We start from the raw sequence: 15,801 nt of genomic DNA, 5'->3' as shown, positions 1-15,801 counted from the left end.
TCCCCACTTAACTCCGCCTGGCCAGGAAAAGACCAGGCCATAGCCTCGAAAATTTCGAAATTTCGGTGTTTGCCCTGATAGTGACGCTTGTCTCGTTCGCATGCCATTGACGTTGCGTTCGTGCTACCGCAACGTTTCCTGCAACCGATTGCAGGCTGCAACACGTACCACGCAGAGGAGTCGCCCACGTGGCCGTCGCTTCGGCGCATCCACCCCGCCGCAGACCGCGCTTGACGCCCTACCTGCTGATCGCCCCGTCATTGATCGCCATGCTCGGGTTCCTCGTCTACCCGATGGCCAGCGTCCTGTACTACAGCCTCCAGCACTACAACGTGACCAAGCCCTGGGACAACGGCTTCGCCGGCCTCGACAACTTCCGCAGGCTGCTGTTCGAGGACCCGATCTTCTGGCAGAGCCTCGGCTTCACCGCCCGCTGGGTGGTCGTCGAGGTCGTGCTGCAGTTGGTGCTGGGGCTGGCGCTCGCGTTGATCGTCAACGAGAGCTTCGTCGGCCGCGCGCTGTCGCGGGCGCTGGTCTTCTCGCCGTGGGCGGTCTCGGGCGTGCTGACCACCGCGATCTGGGTCCTGCTCTACAACCCGTTCACGGGGGTGTCGCGCTACCTCGCCGACCTGGGCCTCATCGAGTACGGGGCGGCACCGCTGGCCAACCCGGACACCGTCTTCTGGGCCGCGGTGCTGGCCGAGCTCTGGCGCGGGGTGCCGTTCTTCGCGATCCTGCTCCTGGCCGACCTGCAGTCGGTGTCGAAGGACCTGTACGAGGCCGCCGCCGTGGACGGCGCGAGCCGCCTGCGCAGGTTCTTCCACATCACCCTGCCCCACCTGAGGGACGCCATCATCCTGTCCACGCTGCTGCGCTCGGTGTGGGAGTTCAACAACGTGGACCTGCTCTACACCCTCACCGGCGGCGGCCCGGCCCACCAGACCACCACGCTCCCGCTGTACGTGGCCTCGCTGGCCGCCCAGTCGCACGACTTCGGCTACGCCACGGCGCTGACCACGGTGGCGTTCGGGGTCCTGACCTTCTTCTCCATCGTCTACCTGCGGCTGAGCAAGTTCGGGAGCAAGCCATGAGGGGCGCGAGCAGGTGGCAGATCTACCTTCCGCTGGCCCTGTACCTGCTGTTCACGCTGGTGCCGTTCTACTGGATGCTGGTCTTCGCGCTGCGGCCCAGGGGGTCGACGTCGATCGTCCCGTGGCCGATCACGTTCGAGCACTTCGACACGGTCTGGAATGGGATGGGGTTCGCTGTCTTCTTCCAGAACAGCCTGCTCGTCGGCATCGCCTCGCTGATCGCGACCACGGTCGTGGCGCTGGCCGGCGGGTACGCGCTGGCCCGCTACAGCTTCCGCGGCAAGGGCGCGTTCATGGTCGGGATGCTCTGCACGCAGTTCATCCCCGGCGCCCTCATGATCATCCCGCTGTTCGAGATCTTCAGGACGTTGTCGCTCACGAACTCGCTCTGGAGCCTCGTCGTCGCCGAGACGGTCTTCCAGCTCCCGCTCTCCCTGATCCTCATCAGCGGCTTCATCAGGAACATCCCGCAGGAGCTTGAGCAGGCGGCCTGGGTGGACGGCTGCGGCCGGCTGCGCGGCTTCCTGGCGATCGTGCTGCCGCTGCTGCGCCCGGCACTCGTCGCGGTCGGCTCGTTCGCCTTCATCCACAGCTGGAACAACTTCCTTTTCGCCCTCATGTTCATCAACGACCAGGAGAAATTCACCGTGCCCGTGGGCCTTGCCTACAACCTCGGCGAGAACAGCGTCGACTTCGGCGCCCTCGCCGCCGGCGGCGTCGTCGCCGCGCTGCCCGTCGTGATCGTCTTCGCCTTCATCCAGCGCTACCTCGTCCAGGGGATGTCGGCCGGGGCGGTGAAGGGATGAGCACCTACCGCAACCCCGTGCTGAACGCCGACTGGTCCGACCCCGACGTGATCCGCGTCGGCGAGGACTTCTACCTGACCGTCTCCACCTTCACCAAGGTGCCGGGGCTGCCGATCCTGCACTCGCGCGACCTGGTCAACTGGACGATCATCGGCCACGCCGTGACCAGCGGCTACGACGACGTGCGGCCGGGCTGCGGGGTGTGGGCGCCGTCGCTGCGCCACCACGACGGCCGGTTCTGGATCTTCTACGGCGACCCCGACGTCGGCATCTGCCAGGTCAGCGCCGCCGACCCTCGGGGCCCGTGGACGGCGCCGCACGTCGTCAAGCCTGGCCTGGGGCTCATCGACCCGTGCCCGCTGTGGGACGACGACGGGCAGGCGTACCTGGTGCACGGCTGGGCCAAGAGCCGCGCGGGCATCAACAACCGGCTCACCCTGCACCGCATGGCGCCGGACGCGAGCGCGGTGCTGGACGAGGGCGCGCTGGTCATCGACGCCGACCTGCTGCCGGGCTACCGCACGCTGGAGGGGCCCAAGCTGTACAAGCGCGACGGCACGTACTGGATCTTCGCGCCCGCGGGCGGCGTCGAGCAGGGCTGGCAGTCGGTGTTCCGGGCGGAGTCGATCTTCGGCCCGTACGAGGACCGGATCGTGCTGGAGCAGGGCGGCACCGACGTCAACGGCCCGCACCAGGGCGGCTGGGTGGACACCCCGTCAGGCGAGCACTGGTTCATGCACTTCCAGGACCGCGGACCCTACGGCAGGGTCGTCCACCTGCAGCCGATGGTGTGGAAGGACGGCTGGCCGGTGATGGGAGACGACGGCGAGCCTGTGGCCGAAGGCCCGGTGCCCGTCCCCGGTGGCGCGCCGGGCGAGCCCGCGACCTCCGACGACTTCGCCGGTCCCGGGCTCGGGCTGCAGTGGAGCTGGCAGGCCAACCCCGACAAGTCCTGGTGGGAACTGCGGGACGGGACGCTCCGCCTGACCTGTGTTCCCGGGCCGGAGGACCTCAGGGAGCGCGCGGCCGTGCTCGGTCAGCGGCTGCCCGGCGAGCCCTGCACGCTCACCACGACGCTCACCCTCGACGGCGACGGCCGCGCGGGAGTGGCCGTGATCGGCTTCACCGCGGCGAGCGTCGGGCTGGAGAGCACACCGGACGGGACCGTGCTGGTGTGCGGCGAGGCGGACCCGGTGCCCGTCGACGGGCCCGTCACCGTCGGCGCGCGGATCGGCGCGGGCGCGCTGGTCACCTTCCTGGCCGACACCGGGAGGGGCCTGCGCGAGATCGGCGCGCCCTTCCAGGCCACGCAGGGCCGGTGGGTCGGGGCGGTGCTCGGCCTGTTCGCCGCGGGGAGCGGAACCGGCCAGGCGATCTTCGACGGGTTCACCGTGCAGAAAGGAAGCCAATGAGACGACGTGTGCCCGCGCTGCTCCTGGCCGCCGCCGTACTGGCGGGATGCGGCTCGGACGCGGGCTCTGACGGCAGGACCGAAATCACCTTCTGGGACACCAACGCGGGCCCGGCCCGCACCCCCGTCTGGCAGCACGCCATCGCCGAGTTCGAGAAGGCGAACCCGACCATCAAGGTCAACTACGTCGGCGTGCCGATCGCGCAGGCGCCGCAGAAGATCGACACGGCCATCGCCGGCGGCGGCACCCCGGACGTGGCCGACGTCTCCACCTCGACGCTGGGCAAGCTGGTCGCCCAGAAGGCGCTCGAACCCGTGGACGAGCGCATCGCCGCCAGCCCGGCGCTGAACGGCAAGTTCAACCAGGCGCTCATGACGACGATCAAGAACGTGGTGCCGGACGGCAGGGCGTACATCGTCCCGACCTCCACCAACGCCGGCGCGTTCTGGTACCGCAAGGACTGGTTCGCGCAGGCGAAACTGGAGCCGCCCAGGACGTGGAGCGCGTTCTTCGCGGCCGTGGACAAGCTGACCGCGCCCGGTGAGAACCGTTTCGGCTTCACCATCCGCGGCGGCTCCGGCTCGATCGCCCAGATGCTGGAGGTCGTCTACGGCCAGTCGGGGATCACGGAGTTCTTCGACGCCTCGGGCAGGGCCACGATCAACGACCCGCGTAACGTGACGGCGTTGGAGAAGTACGCCGGGCTGTACAAGAAGAACACCCCGGAAGCCGATCTGCAGAACGACTACGTCAAGATGGTCGCCCAGTTCGACACGGCGGGCAGCATCGCCGTCATGCAGCACAACCTGGGCTCCTACCAGGACCACATCAAGGCGCTCGGCCCGGACAAGGTCGCCTCGTTCTCGGTGCCCAAGCCCGACGACGGGGCGCAGACCGTGCTGTCCAACCCGGTCGGCGGCGTCGGCGTCTTCTCGGCCAGTGAGCAGAAGGAGGCCGCGTTCAAGCTCGCCGAGTTCTTCGCCGCCAAGGACATGAACGGCTACATCGCCGAACAGACCGGGGTCATCCCTGCCAACGTCGATGTGCCGCCGTCCAAGGCGGCGCACATCACCGAGGCGCAGCGGGTGCTGAACGATCCGGCGACCAAGGTCGTGCAGATGCCCTACCACCTGCCGGAGTTCAACGAGATCACCAAGACGTGGTCGGAGCCGCTGTTCCAGAAGGTGCTGCTCGGTGAGCTGAGCGCCAAGGACTTCCTGGACCAGTTCGCGGCCAGGCTCACCGAGGCGCAGGCGGCGTACAAGAAGAGGCACGGCTGAGGGGGGGTCTGCCCCTTAGTAGCCGCTTCGCTACTAAGAGTTAGTATAGGTCAGGTTCGTGCATATACGCACATTGGCGGCCGCATGGCCGCCGATCACGCCAGGGGGCTGGAAAATGACCGACGAGACCCAGATTGACAAGACAGACCTCACCACGGTGGGCGGCGAGGACACCCTGCTGCACGCGCAGGACGATCCGGTGGCCGCCGCCGCGGTCGACTACGCCGTCGAGATCGAGCTGCTGGACGACTCCGCGCTGGTCGACTCCGGATGGACGGCGGCCAAGCGGGAGAGCGAGCGCCAGATCGCCGGGCTGCCCGCCGAGGAGCAGGAGCGCGTCCGCGCCCACCAGCGCGACCTGCGCGCCCAGGGCGCCGAGATCTGGCCGGTCCGCCGGTGGTGGGGTTTCGAGATCCACCTCAACGAGGCCGCCGCGCAGCGGACCGGAGAGCTCGCGCAGATCGTCGCCGAGACGGCGGGCGCCGTGCTGGGCACGTGGCTCACCCCGGTCATCGAGCGGTCGGTACGCGCCAAGTCCGGCTGGATCGCCTCCATCGCCCGCCCGTACGGCGTCCGCCTGGTCTCCCCCTGGACCGCGCCCGCCATGCTCGTCCCGACCCGCGAGGCCGGCAGGCCGGTCGGCGACGCCCGCCTCTACTGGGCGGTCTACGAGCCGGGCGAGGGCTGGAGCCAGGACCAGAGTTTCGTCGACCACTTCAGCGCCTCCAGCCCGGCCGTCACCGAGTTCCAGGGCAAGCTCTTCGTCGCCCACCGGGGCAACGTCGACGACGCCAGTCTGTGGTGGACGCTCTACGACGCCCAGGAGGGGTGGAGCGAGGACCAGCGCTTCCCCAAGCACTTCAGCCGCTCGGGCCCGGCGCTGGCGGTGTACGACGGCCAGCTCTTCTGCGTCCACCGCGGCAGCGGCGACGACGCCCTGTGGTGGACCCGGTGGGACGGCTCGTCCTGGAGCGCCGACTTCAGGCTGCCCCAGCACTTCAGCGCCGCCGCCCCGGCCCTGGCCGCCTACGACGGGCAGCTCTTCTGCGTGCACCGCGGCAGCGCCGGCGACGAGTCGCTGTGGTGGTCACGCTGGAACGGGCTGAGCTGGAGCTCTGACCAGCGCTTCCCGAGCCACTTCAGCCGTTCGGCGCCGGCGCTGGCCGCCTACCGGGGCCACCTCTACTGCGTGCACCGAGGCAGCGGCGACGACACCGCCCTGTGGTGGACGCGCTGGGACGGCTCGTCCTGGAGCCCCGACCAGAAGCTGCCCGGCCACTACAGCGCCGAGGGCCCCGCGCTGGCCGTCTTCAAGGACCAGCTCTTCTGCCTCCACCGAGGCGCCGTCGACCAGAGCCTATGGTGGACCAGCTTCGACGGCGTGAACTGGAGCCAGGACATGCGGCTGCCCGGCCACTTCAGCGCCGAGAGCCCCGCGATCATCGCCTACCGCGACAGGAACGCCACCCGCGACCAGCTTCTGTGCGTGCACCGGGGAGTGCGCTAACGGAACGAGGGGTGCCGGCCGGAGGGCCGGCACCCCTCGTGGTTTGGGGGCAGTCGCGCGGGTAGGGGAGCGGAGGCCACAGGACGACGTGGACGCAAGGAGCAGGAATGTCCCTCATCGACCGTGAATGCGTGCGTCAACTGCTGGCCTCACGACACCCCGACGCCACCCTGGTCTTCGTCCGCGGCGACTGCATCGTGATCCCGGCGGCCGAGGTGGACGACGCCCACAGGCGACTGGTCATCGCCCGCCGCGACGAGGTGGCGGCCCGCCTTCCCAAGGGCGATCTGACCGACCAGATCCTGGACGACCTGGCCAATCGGCTGGACAACGTCGCCAGGGACCTGGGCGGCTGACCTTACTTCTTCTCCAGCATGGTGACGGTCACGGTGTTCGTCTTGCCGTCGCGCATGTAGGTCACCTGCACCTGCTGGCCGACCTTGTACCCGCGTACCTGTCCGACGACGGTGTCGCCGCCCCCGACCGGCGTGTTGCCGAGCTTGGTGATCAGGTCGCCCTGCTTCAGCCCGGCCTTCTCGGCGGGGCTGCCCGCGGTCACCTGGCGGATCAGCGCGCCCGGCACGTCCCCGGCGGCGTCGGTGACGCTCACCCCGAGGAAGGCGTGGCTCACCTTCCCCTTGCTGATGAGCTGGTCGGAGACCTGCTTGGCGGTGTTCACCGGGATGGCGAAGCCGAGGTTGACGCCGTCGGCCGCGATCGCGCTGTTGATGCCGACCAGTTCGCCGGCGGCGTTGACCAGGGCGCCGCCTGAGTTGCCCGGGTTGATCGCCGCGTCGGTCTGGATCATGCCGCCGAGCGTGGTCGTCTCGGGCGCCTGCTCCTGTCTGCCGCCCCAGCCCGGCGGGAGCTGCTGCTGGTTCGGGCCGCCGCCGGCGGTCACGGTGCGGTCGAGCGCGCTGATGATGCCCGACGTCACCGTCCCGTCCAGGCCGAGCGGGCTGCCGATGGCCAGCACGTCGTCACCGACCTTGAGCCCGTCACTGTCGCCCAGCGTCACCTTGGCCAGCCCCGACACCCCTTCCGTCTTGATGACGGCCAGGTCGGTGGCCGGGTCGGTGCCCACCACGGTCGCCTTGGCCGTCTTGCCGTCGTTGAACTTCACCGTCAACTGGCCGTTCTGCCCGGCCACCACGTGGTTGTTGGTGAGGATCAGACCGTCCTCCGACAGCACCACGCCCGAGCCCTCGCCGCTCTGCCCCTGGATCATCACGACCGACGGCTGCACCTTCTCCGCCACCTGCGCGACCGTGAGCTGGTCGGACGCCGTCCTGAACACCGGGCTGGGCGTGCTCGCGGTGGCGGTGACCGCCGGCGCCGGGCTGCCCGCACCCGCCAGGTACGCGCCCATGGCCCCGCCGCCCAGCGCCGCCACCGACAGGGCGGCCACGGCGGCCAGCGCGAGCCCGGTGATCGCCTTCTTGGTCAGCAGGAAGCCCGTCCGCGGCGGCGGGGGCGGCGGAGGGGGCGTGATCGTCGGGAGCGGCCGGGTGAAGCCTCCGGCGCTGGGCGGGGTGTCGCCGAACTGGCTCCAGCCGCCGGCGTTCTGCTCGCGAGGCTCGTTGGCGTCCATGTCATCTCCTGGTGTTCGCGGTGACACCAGAGTGGTCAACCGGAGGTAAATCCCGGCTAAGCCCGAGGTCCTCGCACCCCGCACCCGCTGACACCGGCCTTATCACCCCTGGAAGAGCCCGATCATGGTGAGAAAAATTCGCTGAAGGCGAACAAGGATCTACGGCCGGGGATCCCCATCCTCCAGGTAGCGCAGGACGGCGGCGACGCGGCGGTCCCACTCGTCGGCGCCGGGTTCGGGCTGATCGCGCTGGGCTGCGCGGCCGCCCTGGTCAGCCGGCACTACCGCGCGCGTAATTCGGATGGGCAGATGACCTCAATCTCTCACAAATGAGCTACGCTACGTCAACTACATACTTGACGGAGTTGGCGGTGATGGGGCCGAAGGAGAGCGAGTTCGTCGACCGGATGGGGCTGTACTATGAGCGGCTCGGCGGCACACGGACGATGGGGCGCATGTACGCCTGGCTGATGATCTGCGATCCGCCCCACCAGTCGCTCACCGAGCTGGCCGGCGAGCTCGGGGTGAGCAAGACCGCGATCAGCACGGTAGCCAGGCAACTGGAGTCCGGCGGGATGATCGAGCGCGTCCCCGCGCCGGGCCGCCAGCACCACTACCGCATCGTCTCCGGCGGATGGGCGCAGGTTCTGCAGGTTCGGCTCGTGGAGGTGCGCAACCTCGTCGAGACGCTCGACCTCGGGCTGGCGGTCCTCGACGACAGCCTGCCCGAACAGCGGGCGCGGCTGGAGGAGACGAGAGACTTCTTCGCCTTCTCCAACCTCGACGGCATGGAACTGCTCAAACGCTGGGAGGAGCACCGCAAGAACCAGGACTGACCCGCCCGAACTCTACTGTCCAGGCACGGTCAGGCCGCTCTCGTAGGCGGCGATCACCGCCTGGACCCGGTCGCGGAGCCCGAGCTTGCTCAGCACGTTGCTGACGTGGGTCTTGACGGTGTGCTCGCTGACCACCATGGCCCGCGCGATCTCGGCGTTGGACAGGCCGCGCGCGATCAGCCGCAGCGTCTGAGACGAGCGCGGGGGCGGCGATGAAGGCGACGCGGGAGTCCATGGGGGACATCGTCGGGCTCGGGAGAGGCGCGGGACATCGCCGGTACGGGTGATCTCCGGACTCGCTCGCGAGAACGAGAAGAAATCGGTCGCAACGGCGATCCGCCGGACGGAAGGCGATCGCCACGATGGTGCATCGTCCGATCGACCGGCTCCCATCTGGAGACCTCTCATGAAACCGACCCTGGCCTGTCTCGCCCTCGCCGTCACCATGGTGATCACGCCTTCGACCGCCGCGCCCGCCAAGGCCCGCACACTCACCCCGGCGCCCACCCCCGCCTCCTGCCCGCCCCCGCAGGGCGTCAAGCCGGATCCCGACGCGCCGATCCCGCCGATCAACGAGGCGGCGCTGGAGAAGTCCATCGCGAAGCTGCCGGCGGCCGACGCCACCGCCGCGCTCGTCCGCGTGGGCGGGAGCAAGGGCTCGTGGCGGGGCGTGACCGGCGTGGCCGACCTCACCACCCAGCGCAAGGCCTCCGAGGACGTACGCTTCCGCGCGGGCAGCGTGACCAAGATCTTCACCACCGCGGTCGTGCTGCAACTCGTCGCCGAGGGCGAGCTCTCGCTCGACGACACCGTCCAGGACCACCTGCCGAACCTGCTGCCCGACACCTACCCGAAGGTCCGCGTCGGCCAGCTGCTGAACCACACCAGCGGCCTCCCGTCGCCCGGCCTGCCGAACTCGTTCGAGTATGCCTACAGGACCCGGTTCAAGGTCTGGACGCCACGCGAGTACGTCGCGCTGGCCGTGGAGGAGAACCCGATCGAGTTCACGCCCGGCACCGAACAGCAGTACCTGAACATCAACACGTTCGTGGCCGGCCTGTTGATCGAGAAGGTCACGGGGCGTTCGTACGAGCAGGAGGTCACCACCAGGATCCTGCGCCCGGCCGGCATGAGTGACAGCTACCTGCCCGGCCGGTCGACGCGCGCCCGGGGGCCGCACCACAAGGGCTACCAGTCGGTGCCCGCCGGGTTCGACAACGCCATCCCCTATGGCGAGGGCCACGTGGTGGACATGACCGACTCCAGCGTCACCTCCACCTGGGCCTCGGGCGACCTCATCTCGACGGCCGCCGACCTGGAGAAGTTCGTCAAGGCGCTGTTCTCCGGCAAGGTCGTGCCGTCCGCGCAGCTCGAAGCGATGTTCACCGTCCCCGACGTGATGATGCACGACGAGTGCGGCAACCAGCCGGCTGTCTACACTTCTGGCCTGAGCCGGATGGTGCTGCCCGGCGGGATCGTCGCCTTCGGCAAGACCGGCGCCCGCTACGGGTACGCGGCCGGCGTGGGGGTCACCCGCGACCTGAGCAGGACGCTGGTGTACTCCGTCAACTCCACCGACGCCAAGGCCTCCGGTCAGAACCAGCGCACCCTGGGCATCGCGCTGGCCGCCTTCTCCTGACGTTTCCCCAGGGTGAACGGGGTGAGGCTCGGTCCCGCCATATCAGTATTCGCATGAATTGAGGAAGAAGGACATCCCCGTACGTACCTCTCAACGGCAGATTCCGGTATCGGGAGGTAGTAAATGCACCGCAGAGTCGCCCTGATCCCCGCCGTCGCGCTCGCCGTGGCGGGCGCCCTGGTCTCCCCTTCGGGCCCCGCCCAGGCCAGCGCGTGGAACGGTCTCGACCCCAGGCCCGTCGGGTGGTCGGCCACCGACTCCTGGTCGCAACGGAGAACGGTCTCGAACTACTGGACGTCGCAGCGCATGCTGGCGGCGCAACCGCTGTCGGTGCCTCGGCCGAGACGCACCGCCCAGTCGGCGCCGAGCCGGGGCAACCCGTGGGCCGTCCGCGGCGCCTCGTTCACCAGACAGAGCCAGGGCACCGCGTGGTCGGCCCGGCCCACCAAACCCAGCACGTCCCTGCAGGCGGTGGTGCCCAACAGCCCCGGCCTGCGCTGGACGGACGGCGGCGCCGTCGTGCGCACCGCCGGGCGCGTGTTCTTCACCACCGCGGAGGGCGGCAACGCCTCCTGTTCGGGCACGGCCGTGACCAGCGCCAACGAGAGCGTCGTGATCACCGCGGGGCACTGCGTGAAGCTGAACGGCGCCTCCCACCGCAACTGGGTGTTCGTGCCCGGCTTCGACAACGGCCAGCGGCCGTTCGGCACCTGGGTGGCCACCCGGCTGCTGACCACGCAGCAGTGGAACGCCAACGAGGACATCAACTTCGACATCGCCGCCGCCGTGGTCGCGCCGCTGCAGGGCAGGACGCTGACCGACGTCGTCGGCGGGCAGGGAGTGGCCTTCAACCAGCCCAGACGGGCGCAGATGTTCTCCTTCGGCTATCCGGCGGCCGAGCCGTTCGACGGTTCGCGGCTGATCTACTGCAGCGGGCAGACCTTCGACGACACCCTGATGAGCAGGGACCTGGGGCTGCGCTGCAACATGACCGGCGGGTCCAGCGGCGGCCCGTGGTTCCAGGGTTTCGACGAGTCCACCGGCATGGGCTGGGTGAACTCGGTCAACAGCTTCAAGTACGACCAGGACCAGCGGTTCATGTTCGGCCCGTTCTTCGGCAACGACGCGATGGCCGTCTTCAGGGCCGCCCAGAACGCCGACGCGGCCTGACCCTCTCCACGAGACGCCCCATCGCCCATGCCTCGGCCGGCTACCACCTGCGCCAGCCCGCCGAGGCACGGAGCGTACGGGCTCAGCCCTTCTCGGAGCCCTCGTTGGCGCCGCGGACGAAATAGCGCTGGAACACCACGAACATGACCGCCACCGGGATCGTGGCCAGCACCGCGGCCCCCAGCTTGAGCGGATACTGCGTGCCCTTGCCGAGCGACCCGCTCACCAGGTCAGCCAGCCCGCGCGGCAGCGTGAACAGCGCCGGGTCCTGCACCGCCACGAGGCTGTGCGGGAACTCGTTCCAGGAGCTCTGGAAGGAGATGATGGTGAGCGTCAGCAGCGCGGGCCGGGCCATCGGCAGCACCACGGACCAGTACGTACGGAAGACGCCCGCGCCGTCGATCCGCGCGGCCTCCTCGACGCTGACCGGCACCGACTCGAAGAACTGCTTCATGATGAAGACCCCGGCGGCGTCGGCGATCACCGGCAGGATCAGCGCGGTGTAGCTGTCGTAGATCCCGAGCTGGTTCAGCACCAGGAACTTCGGGATGAACAGCACCACGCCCGGCACCGCGATGATCGCCACGATCGCCGAGAAGAGCGCCCGCCGCCCGGCGAAGCGCAGCCGGGCCAGCGCGTAGCCCGCCATCGAGTCGAGCAGCACCCGGCCGACCGTGATGATCACGGTCACCAGCAGTGAGTTGCCCAGCCACAGCGGCAGGTCGGTGCCGAGGAACACCTGCTCGTAGCCGCCGAGGGAGACCGGGTCGGGGATGGGCGACAGGGGGTTGGCCGCCGCGTTCGGCTCGGTCTTGAACGAGGTCGCGATCTGGATCACGAACGGATACAGGAAGACCAGCGCGAAGAAGACCAGCACGAAGTAGCCGGCGAACGTGGAGGCCAAGGATCGGGGGTCGTTCCTAGCCATGGCGGAGCCTCCTCCCGTTCCTTTCCCGCATCACCCACCGCTGGATCAGGGTCAGCACCATGATGATGGCGAACAACACGAACGAGATCGCGGTGCCGGAGCCGTACTCGAAGCTGCGGAACGCGGTCTGGTACGACAGGAACGCCGGCGTGAGCGTGGTCTTGGCCGGGTTGCCCTGGCTCATCACGTACACCTGGTCGAACACATGCCAGGTCGAGATGATCCCCAGCGTGAGCACCAGGAAGAGTGCGGGCTTGAGCAGTGGCAGCGTCACGTGGCGGAAGACCTGCCGGCGGCCCGCCCCGTCCAGCATGGCGGCCTCCTCCAGCGTGACGGGGATGTCCTGCAGCGCGGCCAGGAACATGATCATGAACGTGCCCGACGTCGTCCAGACGATCAGGGCGATGATCGTCATCATCGCCACGCTCGGGCCCGACAGCCACTCCCACCACGACAACCCGAACGGCCCGCCGCCGGTCAGCAGGTCGGGCGGCGCCTCGGGATCGACCAGGCCGACCGAGCCGAGCAGCAGGTGCAGGACGCCCCGCGAGTCGGCGAACCACTGCGGCCCGTCGATCCCGAACAGGTTCAGCAGCCCGTTCACCGTGCCGGAGTTGGCGAAGACGAACAGGAACACCACGCTGACCGCGACCGAGCTGGTCACCGAGGGGAAGAAGAACGCGGCGCGGAAGAACGTCCTGCCCCGCAGCAGCCTGGCGTTGACGATCAACGCCAGGCCGAGCGCCAGCACGGTCTGGGCGGGCACCACGATGGCCACGAAGTAGATGTTGTTGCGGACGCTGGTCATGAAGTCCTGCCTGGCCAGCCCCTCCTCGGTGAACAGGCGGGTGTAGTTGTCCACGCCCACGAACGGCACGTCGCCTTTGAACGGGCTGCCCTGCCCGTTCCAGTCGGTCAGGCTCACCCAGAACGCCATGAGGATCGGCGCCAGCACGAACAGCCCGAGGACGATCACGACGGGCGCCACGAACAGCCAGCCGGCGACGTTCTGGCGTGATTCGCGCCCGCTCATGAACCCTCCTTCGTCGGGCTCATGACTTCGACTAGCTCGGTCATGATGTGCCGAGCGCGGCCTGGATGTTCTTCTGCGTGCGCTGCAGCAAAGTCTTGGGCGCGGTCGAGCTCAGCTTCTGCAGACTCGTGTCGAGGTCGACCAGGACGCTGTCCATCTTGGGGGCGTTCACCGGGCCCTGGGCGTAGTCGGCGCCGTTGACGAAGGGCACGTCGTCGGGGAACGCGCCGGTGTAGGCGCTCTTGGCCGACTGGCGCGAGGGCATGACGCCGAACGCCTTGGCGAACGTCATCTGCTGGTCCGCCTTCGTCATCGCCTCGACGAAGGAGATCGCCTGCTCCTTGTTGCGGCTCTTGGCCGAGATGCCCCAGCAGTTCGTGAACGACAACGTCCCCTTGCCCTTGGGCCCCGCGGGCAGCTCGTGGACGGTGTACTTGACGTCGGGGAAGTCGGCCTGGAGCGCGCCCTTGATCCAGTTGCCCTCGATGGTCATCGCGGCCTTGCCCTTGCCGAACGCCTCGCCGCCCCATTCCGCGTCGAGCTGGTTGGGGAACTTGGCCAGCCCGGCCGTCACCAGCGAGCGCACATAGTCGAGGGCCGCCAGGTTCTCCGGGCTGTCGGCGGTGGCCTGCTTGCCGTCGGGGCTGGTCAGCCAGCCTCCGGCCTGGACCATGAACACGCCCATGCGGTCGCGGGTCGGGCCGATCGCCAGCGGCGTGACGTCCTTGCCCTTGAGCTTCTCGCTCACGGCCTTGAGCTCGTCCCACGTGGTCGGCACGTCGGCCTCGCTCAGCCCGGCCTTGGTCCACAGCTCCTGGTTGACGATCAGGGCCAGCGTGGAGAAGTCCTTGGGGGCGCAGTAGAACTTGCCGTCGTAGGTGAACGCGGTGCGCAGGCTCGGGTAGAAGTCGTCGGGCTGGCTGATCTTGTCGCCATACGGTTCCAGCGCGCCGACGCTGGCGTAGTCGGCCAGGCGGGAGGCGTCCACGTAGAAGACGTCCGGCGGGTTGTCGCCGGCGAAGGCCTGGCCGAGCTGCTGGGCCAGGTCCTGCGCGGGCGTCACCGTCGCGCCCGCGCCCGACTGCGCGGACCACGTCTGGGCGGCCTGCTTGACCGCGGCGGTCTCCGCTTCGCCGGAGGAGCCGATGAGGATCTGCAGGGTGACCTGGCCGCCGCTCTGCTGAGGCGGTGCGGCGTTGTCGTCGAACCCGCTGCCGCAGGCCGACAGCAGGAGAGAGGTGGAGACGAGGGAGCTGAGTGCCGCGACGCGGCGGGTTCGTGACGTCATGGGAGTGGTCCTGTTCTCGCGTTGGGGGGTGGTTATGCCGACTGGCGGATGGTGAGTGAGGGGGGCAGTAGCACGTGCGCCTGCTCGGAAGGGCTGCCCTCGGCGTCAGGGCTTCGCATGGCGTCGGGGTTCTCCAAGGCGCGGGCGAGCAGGTCGACGCAGGCCGCGGCGGCTTCGGCGAGCGGCTGGTGCACGCTGGTCAGGCCGGCGGCCGTGGCGGCAGGGGTGTCATCGAAGCCGATCACGGCGACGGGCCGCTCGCCCTCATGAGAGCGGGCCGCCTGCAGAGCGCCCAGGGCGAGGGAGTCGCTCGCGCACACCAGGGCGGTCGGGGCGGCGGTGCGCAGCAGGTCACGGGCGGCGCTCTCCCCGGACTCGATGCCGTCCTCGACCGAACGCAGCAGCGCGTCGAGATCGCCCGCGCCGCCGGTCTCCGAGCCGAGGGCCGTGAACGTGCGGGCCCAGCCCGCGCGCCGGTCGTCGCCCACACCGGAGCCGGACGGCCAGCCGATGAAGCCGATCCGCCGGTGCCCGGCGGCGAGCAGGTGGCGGGTGGCCGCCTCCGTGCCCGAGGCTCCGTCCACGTCCACCCACGGATGGCGGGCGTCGGGCAGGTGGCTCCAGGGGCGGCCGAAGGCGACGAAGGGCAGCCCGCGCTCCAGCAGCCAGGACGTGCGGATGTCGTCGTGGTGCGTGGCGGTCAGGACGAAGGCGTCCGGCTTGTACGAGCCGAGCAGATCCTCGTATGTCGCGATCTCCGCACGGTCGTCGGCGGCGGTGTAGAGCAGGACCCGGTACCCCTCGTGGGCCGCCGTCTCGGTCAGGCCGTGCAGGAACCGGTCGAGCACCGACCCGCTGATGCCGTCGCCGCCGGGGTCGATGCGGATGGCGATCAGACGGGAGCGGCCGGTGCGCATCTGGCGGGCGGCCTGGTTGGCGCGGTAGCCGAGCCGCTCGATCACTTCCAGGACGTGCCGGCGAGTCTCCTCGCGGACGACTTCTGGGCTGTTGAGCGTGTTGGACACCGTCTGCCGTGACACGCCCGCGGCTCTTGCTACGTCGGTGATCGTCACCTTGTCCGCCATGCATGCCTTTCGTGGGGGTTGAACGTTCAAAGTCTGGTAGGGCATGATTTGATCGTTCAAAGTAAATGAAGTGTTTCAAAACCTGCACCTCCGGCCTCGTCCTGTCAAGACCCGGCGGTGTGACAAGAGGAGGTC

The 15,801-nt window shown here is 69.1% G+C and carries 15 protein-coding genes and 1 pseudogene; 9 read left to right on the top strand and 7 right to left on the bottom strand.

Going from position 1 to position 15,801, the window contains the following annotated elements:
* The first annotated feature begins 188 nt into the window (after window positions 1–188).
* The 6 genes from ACFOY2_RS23540 to ACFOY2_RS23515 all read left to right on the top strand — a co-directional run bounded on the left by ACFOY2_RS23540 (window position 189) and on the right by ACFOY2_RS23515 (window position 6,452).
* Window positions 189–1,091, top strand: coding sequence for a carbohydrate ABC transporter permease (locus tag ACFOY2_RS23540; protein ID WP_379530237.1), 903 nt, complete (start codon window positions 189–191; stop codon window positions 1,089–1,091).
* Window positions 1,088–1,897: a carbohydrate ABC transporter permease gene (locus ACFOY2_RS23535; RefSeq protein WP_379530236.1), complete on the top strand. Its 810-nt coding sequence runs from the start codon at window positions 1,088–1,090 to the stop codon at window positions 1,895–1,897. Before ACFOY2_RS23540 ends, ACFOY2_RS23535 begins: the two co-directional genes overlap by 4 nt.
* Window positions 1,894–3,309 carry a glycoside hydrolase family 43 protein gene (locus ACFOY2_RS23530; RefSeq protein ID WP_379530235.1) on the top strand — a complete coding sequence of 472 codons (1,416 nt, stop codon included), beginning with the start codon at window positions 1,894–1,896 and terminating at the stop codon, window positions 3,307–3,309. Before ACFOY2_RS23535 ends, ACFOY2_RS23530 begins: the two co-directional genes overlap by 4 nt.
* Entirely contained in the window at window positions 3,306–4,589 is a 1,284-nt protein-coding gene (locus tag ACFOY2_RS23525; RefSeq protein WP_379530234.1) for an ABC transporter substrate-binding protein, read from the top strand. The genes ACFOY2_RS23530 and ACFOY2_RS23525 overlap by 4 nt, the downstream gene beginning before the upstream one ends.
* Window positions 4,590–4,704: 115 nt before the next feature.
* Window positions 4,705–6,096: a hypothetical protein gene (locus ACFOY2_RS23520; RefSeq protein WP_379530233.1), complete on the top strand. Its 1,392-nt coding sequence runs from the start codon at window positions 4,705–4,707 to the stop codon at window positions 6,094–6,096.
* Window positions 6,097–6,203: 107 nt separating this feature from the next.
* Window positions 6,204–6,452 (top strand): hypothetical protein, encoded by a 249-nt coding sequence (locus ACFOY2_RS23515; RefSeq protein WP_379530232.1) that lies wholly within the window; start codon window positions 6,204–6,206, stop codon window positions 6,450–6,452.
* 2 nt (window positions 6,453–6,454) lie between these two features.
* Here the strand turns inward: ACFOY2_RS23515 and ACFOY2_RS23510 are convergent, their stop codons facing one another.
* A complete protein-coding gene (locus ACFOY2_RS23510; RefSeq protein WP_379530231.1) occupies window positions 6,455–7,687 on the bottom strand; it encodes a S1C family serine protease in 1,233 nt (410 codons plus the stop codon).
* A 159-nt stretch (window positions 7,688–7,846) separates the two neighbouring features.
* Window positions 7,847–7,969 (bottom strand): hypothetical protein, encoded by a 123-nt coding sequence (locus tag ACFOY2_RS23505; protein ID WP_379530230.1) that lies wholly within the window; start codon window positions 7,967–7,969, stop codon window positions 7,847–7,849.
* Window positions 7,970–8,043: 74 nt separating this feature from the next.
* Here ACFOY2_RS23505 and ACFOY2_RS23500 point away from each other — a divergent pair, with 74 nt between their 5' ends.
* Window positions 8,044–8,523 (top strand): GbsR/MarR family transcriptional regulator, encoded by a 480-nt coding sequence (locus tag ACFOY2_RS23500; RefSeq protein ID WP_379530229.1) that lies wholly within the window; start codon window positions 8,044–8,046, stop codon window positions 8,521–8,523.
* A gap of 12 nt (window positions 8,524–8,535) precedes the next feature.
* Here the strand turns inward: ACFOY2_RS23500 and ACFOY2_RS23495 are convergent.
* A pseudogene (locus tag ACFOY2_RS23495) lies at window positions 8,536–8,715 on the bottom strand (response regulator transcription factor); the annotation flags it as partial.
* A 214-nt stretch (window positions 8,716–8,929) separates the two neighbouring features.
* Between ACFOY2_RS23495 and ACFOY2_RS23490 the strand changes: the two are divergent.
* Together ACFOY2_RS23490 and ACFOY2_RS23485 are read left to right on the top strand one after the other, a co-directional pair.
* A complete protein-coding gene (locus ACFOY2_RS23490) occupies window positions 8,930–10,162 on the top strand; it encodes a serine hydrolase domain-containing protein (protein WP_379530228.1) in 1,233 nt (410 codons plus the stop codon).
* Between the two features lie 123 nt (window positions 10,163–10,285).
* The gene (locus ACFOY2_RS23485; protein ID WP_379530227.1) at window positions 10,286–11,332 is read left to right on the top strand and encodes a trypsin-like serine peptidase; all 1,047 of its coding nucleotides are present in this window, start codon (window positions 10,286–10,288) and stop codon (window positions 11,330–11,332) included.
* A gap of 82 nt (window positions 11,333–11,414) precedes the next feature.
* Here the strand turns inward: ACFOY2_RS23485 and ACFOY2_RS23480 are convergent, their stop codons facing one another.
* Genes ACFOY2_RS23480 through ACFOY2_RS23465 form a run of 4 tightly spaced genes read right to left on the bottom strand, consistent with a single transcriptional unit; the run spans window position 11,415 to window position 15,666 of the window.
* Window positions 11,415–12,260: a carbohydrate ABC transporter permease gene (locus tag ACFOY2_RS23480; RefSeq protein ID WP_379530226.1), complete on the bottom strand. Its 846-nt coding sequence runs from the start codon at window positions 12,258–12,260 to the stop codon at window positions 11,415–11,417.
* Window positions 12,253–13,293 (bottom strand): carbohydrate ABC transporter permease, encoded by a 1,041-nt coding sequence (locus tag ACFOY2_RS23475; RefSeq protein WP_379530225.1) that lies wholly within the window; start codon window positions 13,291–13,293, stop codon window positions 12,253–12,255. Before ACFOY2_RS23475 ends, ACFOY2_RS23480 begins: the two co-directional genes overlap by 8 nt.
* Window positions 13,294–13,333: 40 nt before the next feature.
* Window positions 13,334–14,581 (bottom strand): sugar ABC transporter substrate-binding protein, encoded by a 1,248-nt coding sequence (locus ACFOY2_RS23470; RefSeq protein WP_379530224.1) that lies wholly within the window; start codon window positions 14,579–14,581, stop codon window positions 13,334–13,336.
* 32 nt (window positions 14,582–14,613) lie between these two features.
* Window positions 14,614–15,666 (bottom strand): LacI family DNA-binding transcriptional regulator, encoded by a 1,053-nt coding sequence (locus ACFOY2_RS23465; protein WP_379530223.1) that lies wholly within the window; start codon window positions 15,664–15,666, stop codon window positions 14,614–14,616.
* Between the last annotated feature and the right edge of the window lie 135 nt (window positions 15,667–15,801).

The organism is Nonomuraea purpurea, from assembly GCF_042650645.1.
Lineage (GTDB): Bacteria > Actinomycetota > Actinomycetes > Streptosporangiales > Streptosporangiaceae > Nonomuraea > Nonomuraea purpurea.
The sequence above is the reverse complement of the archived record's forward strand: the minus strand, read 5'-3'. Positions and strand labels throughout refer to the sequence as shown.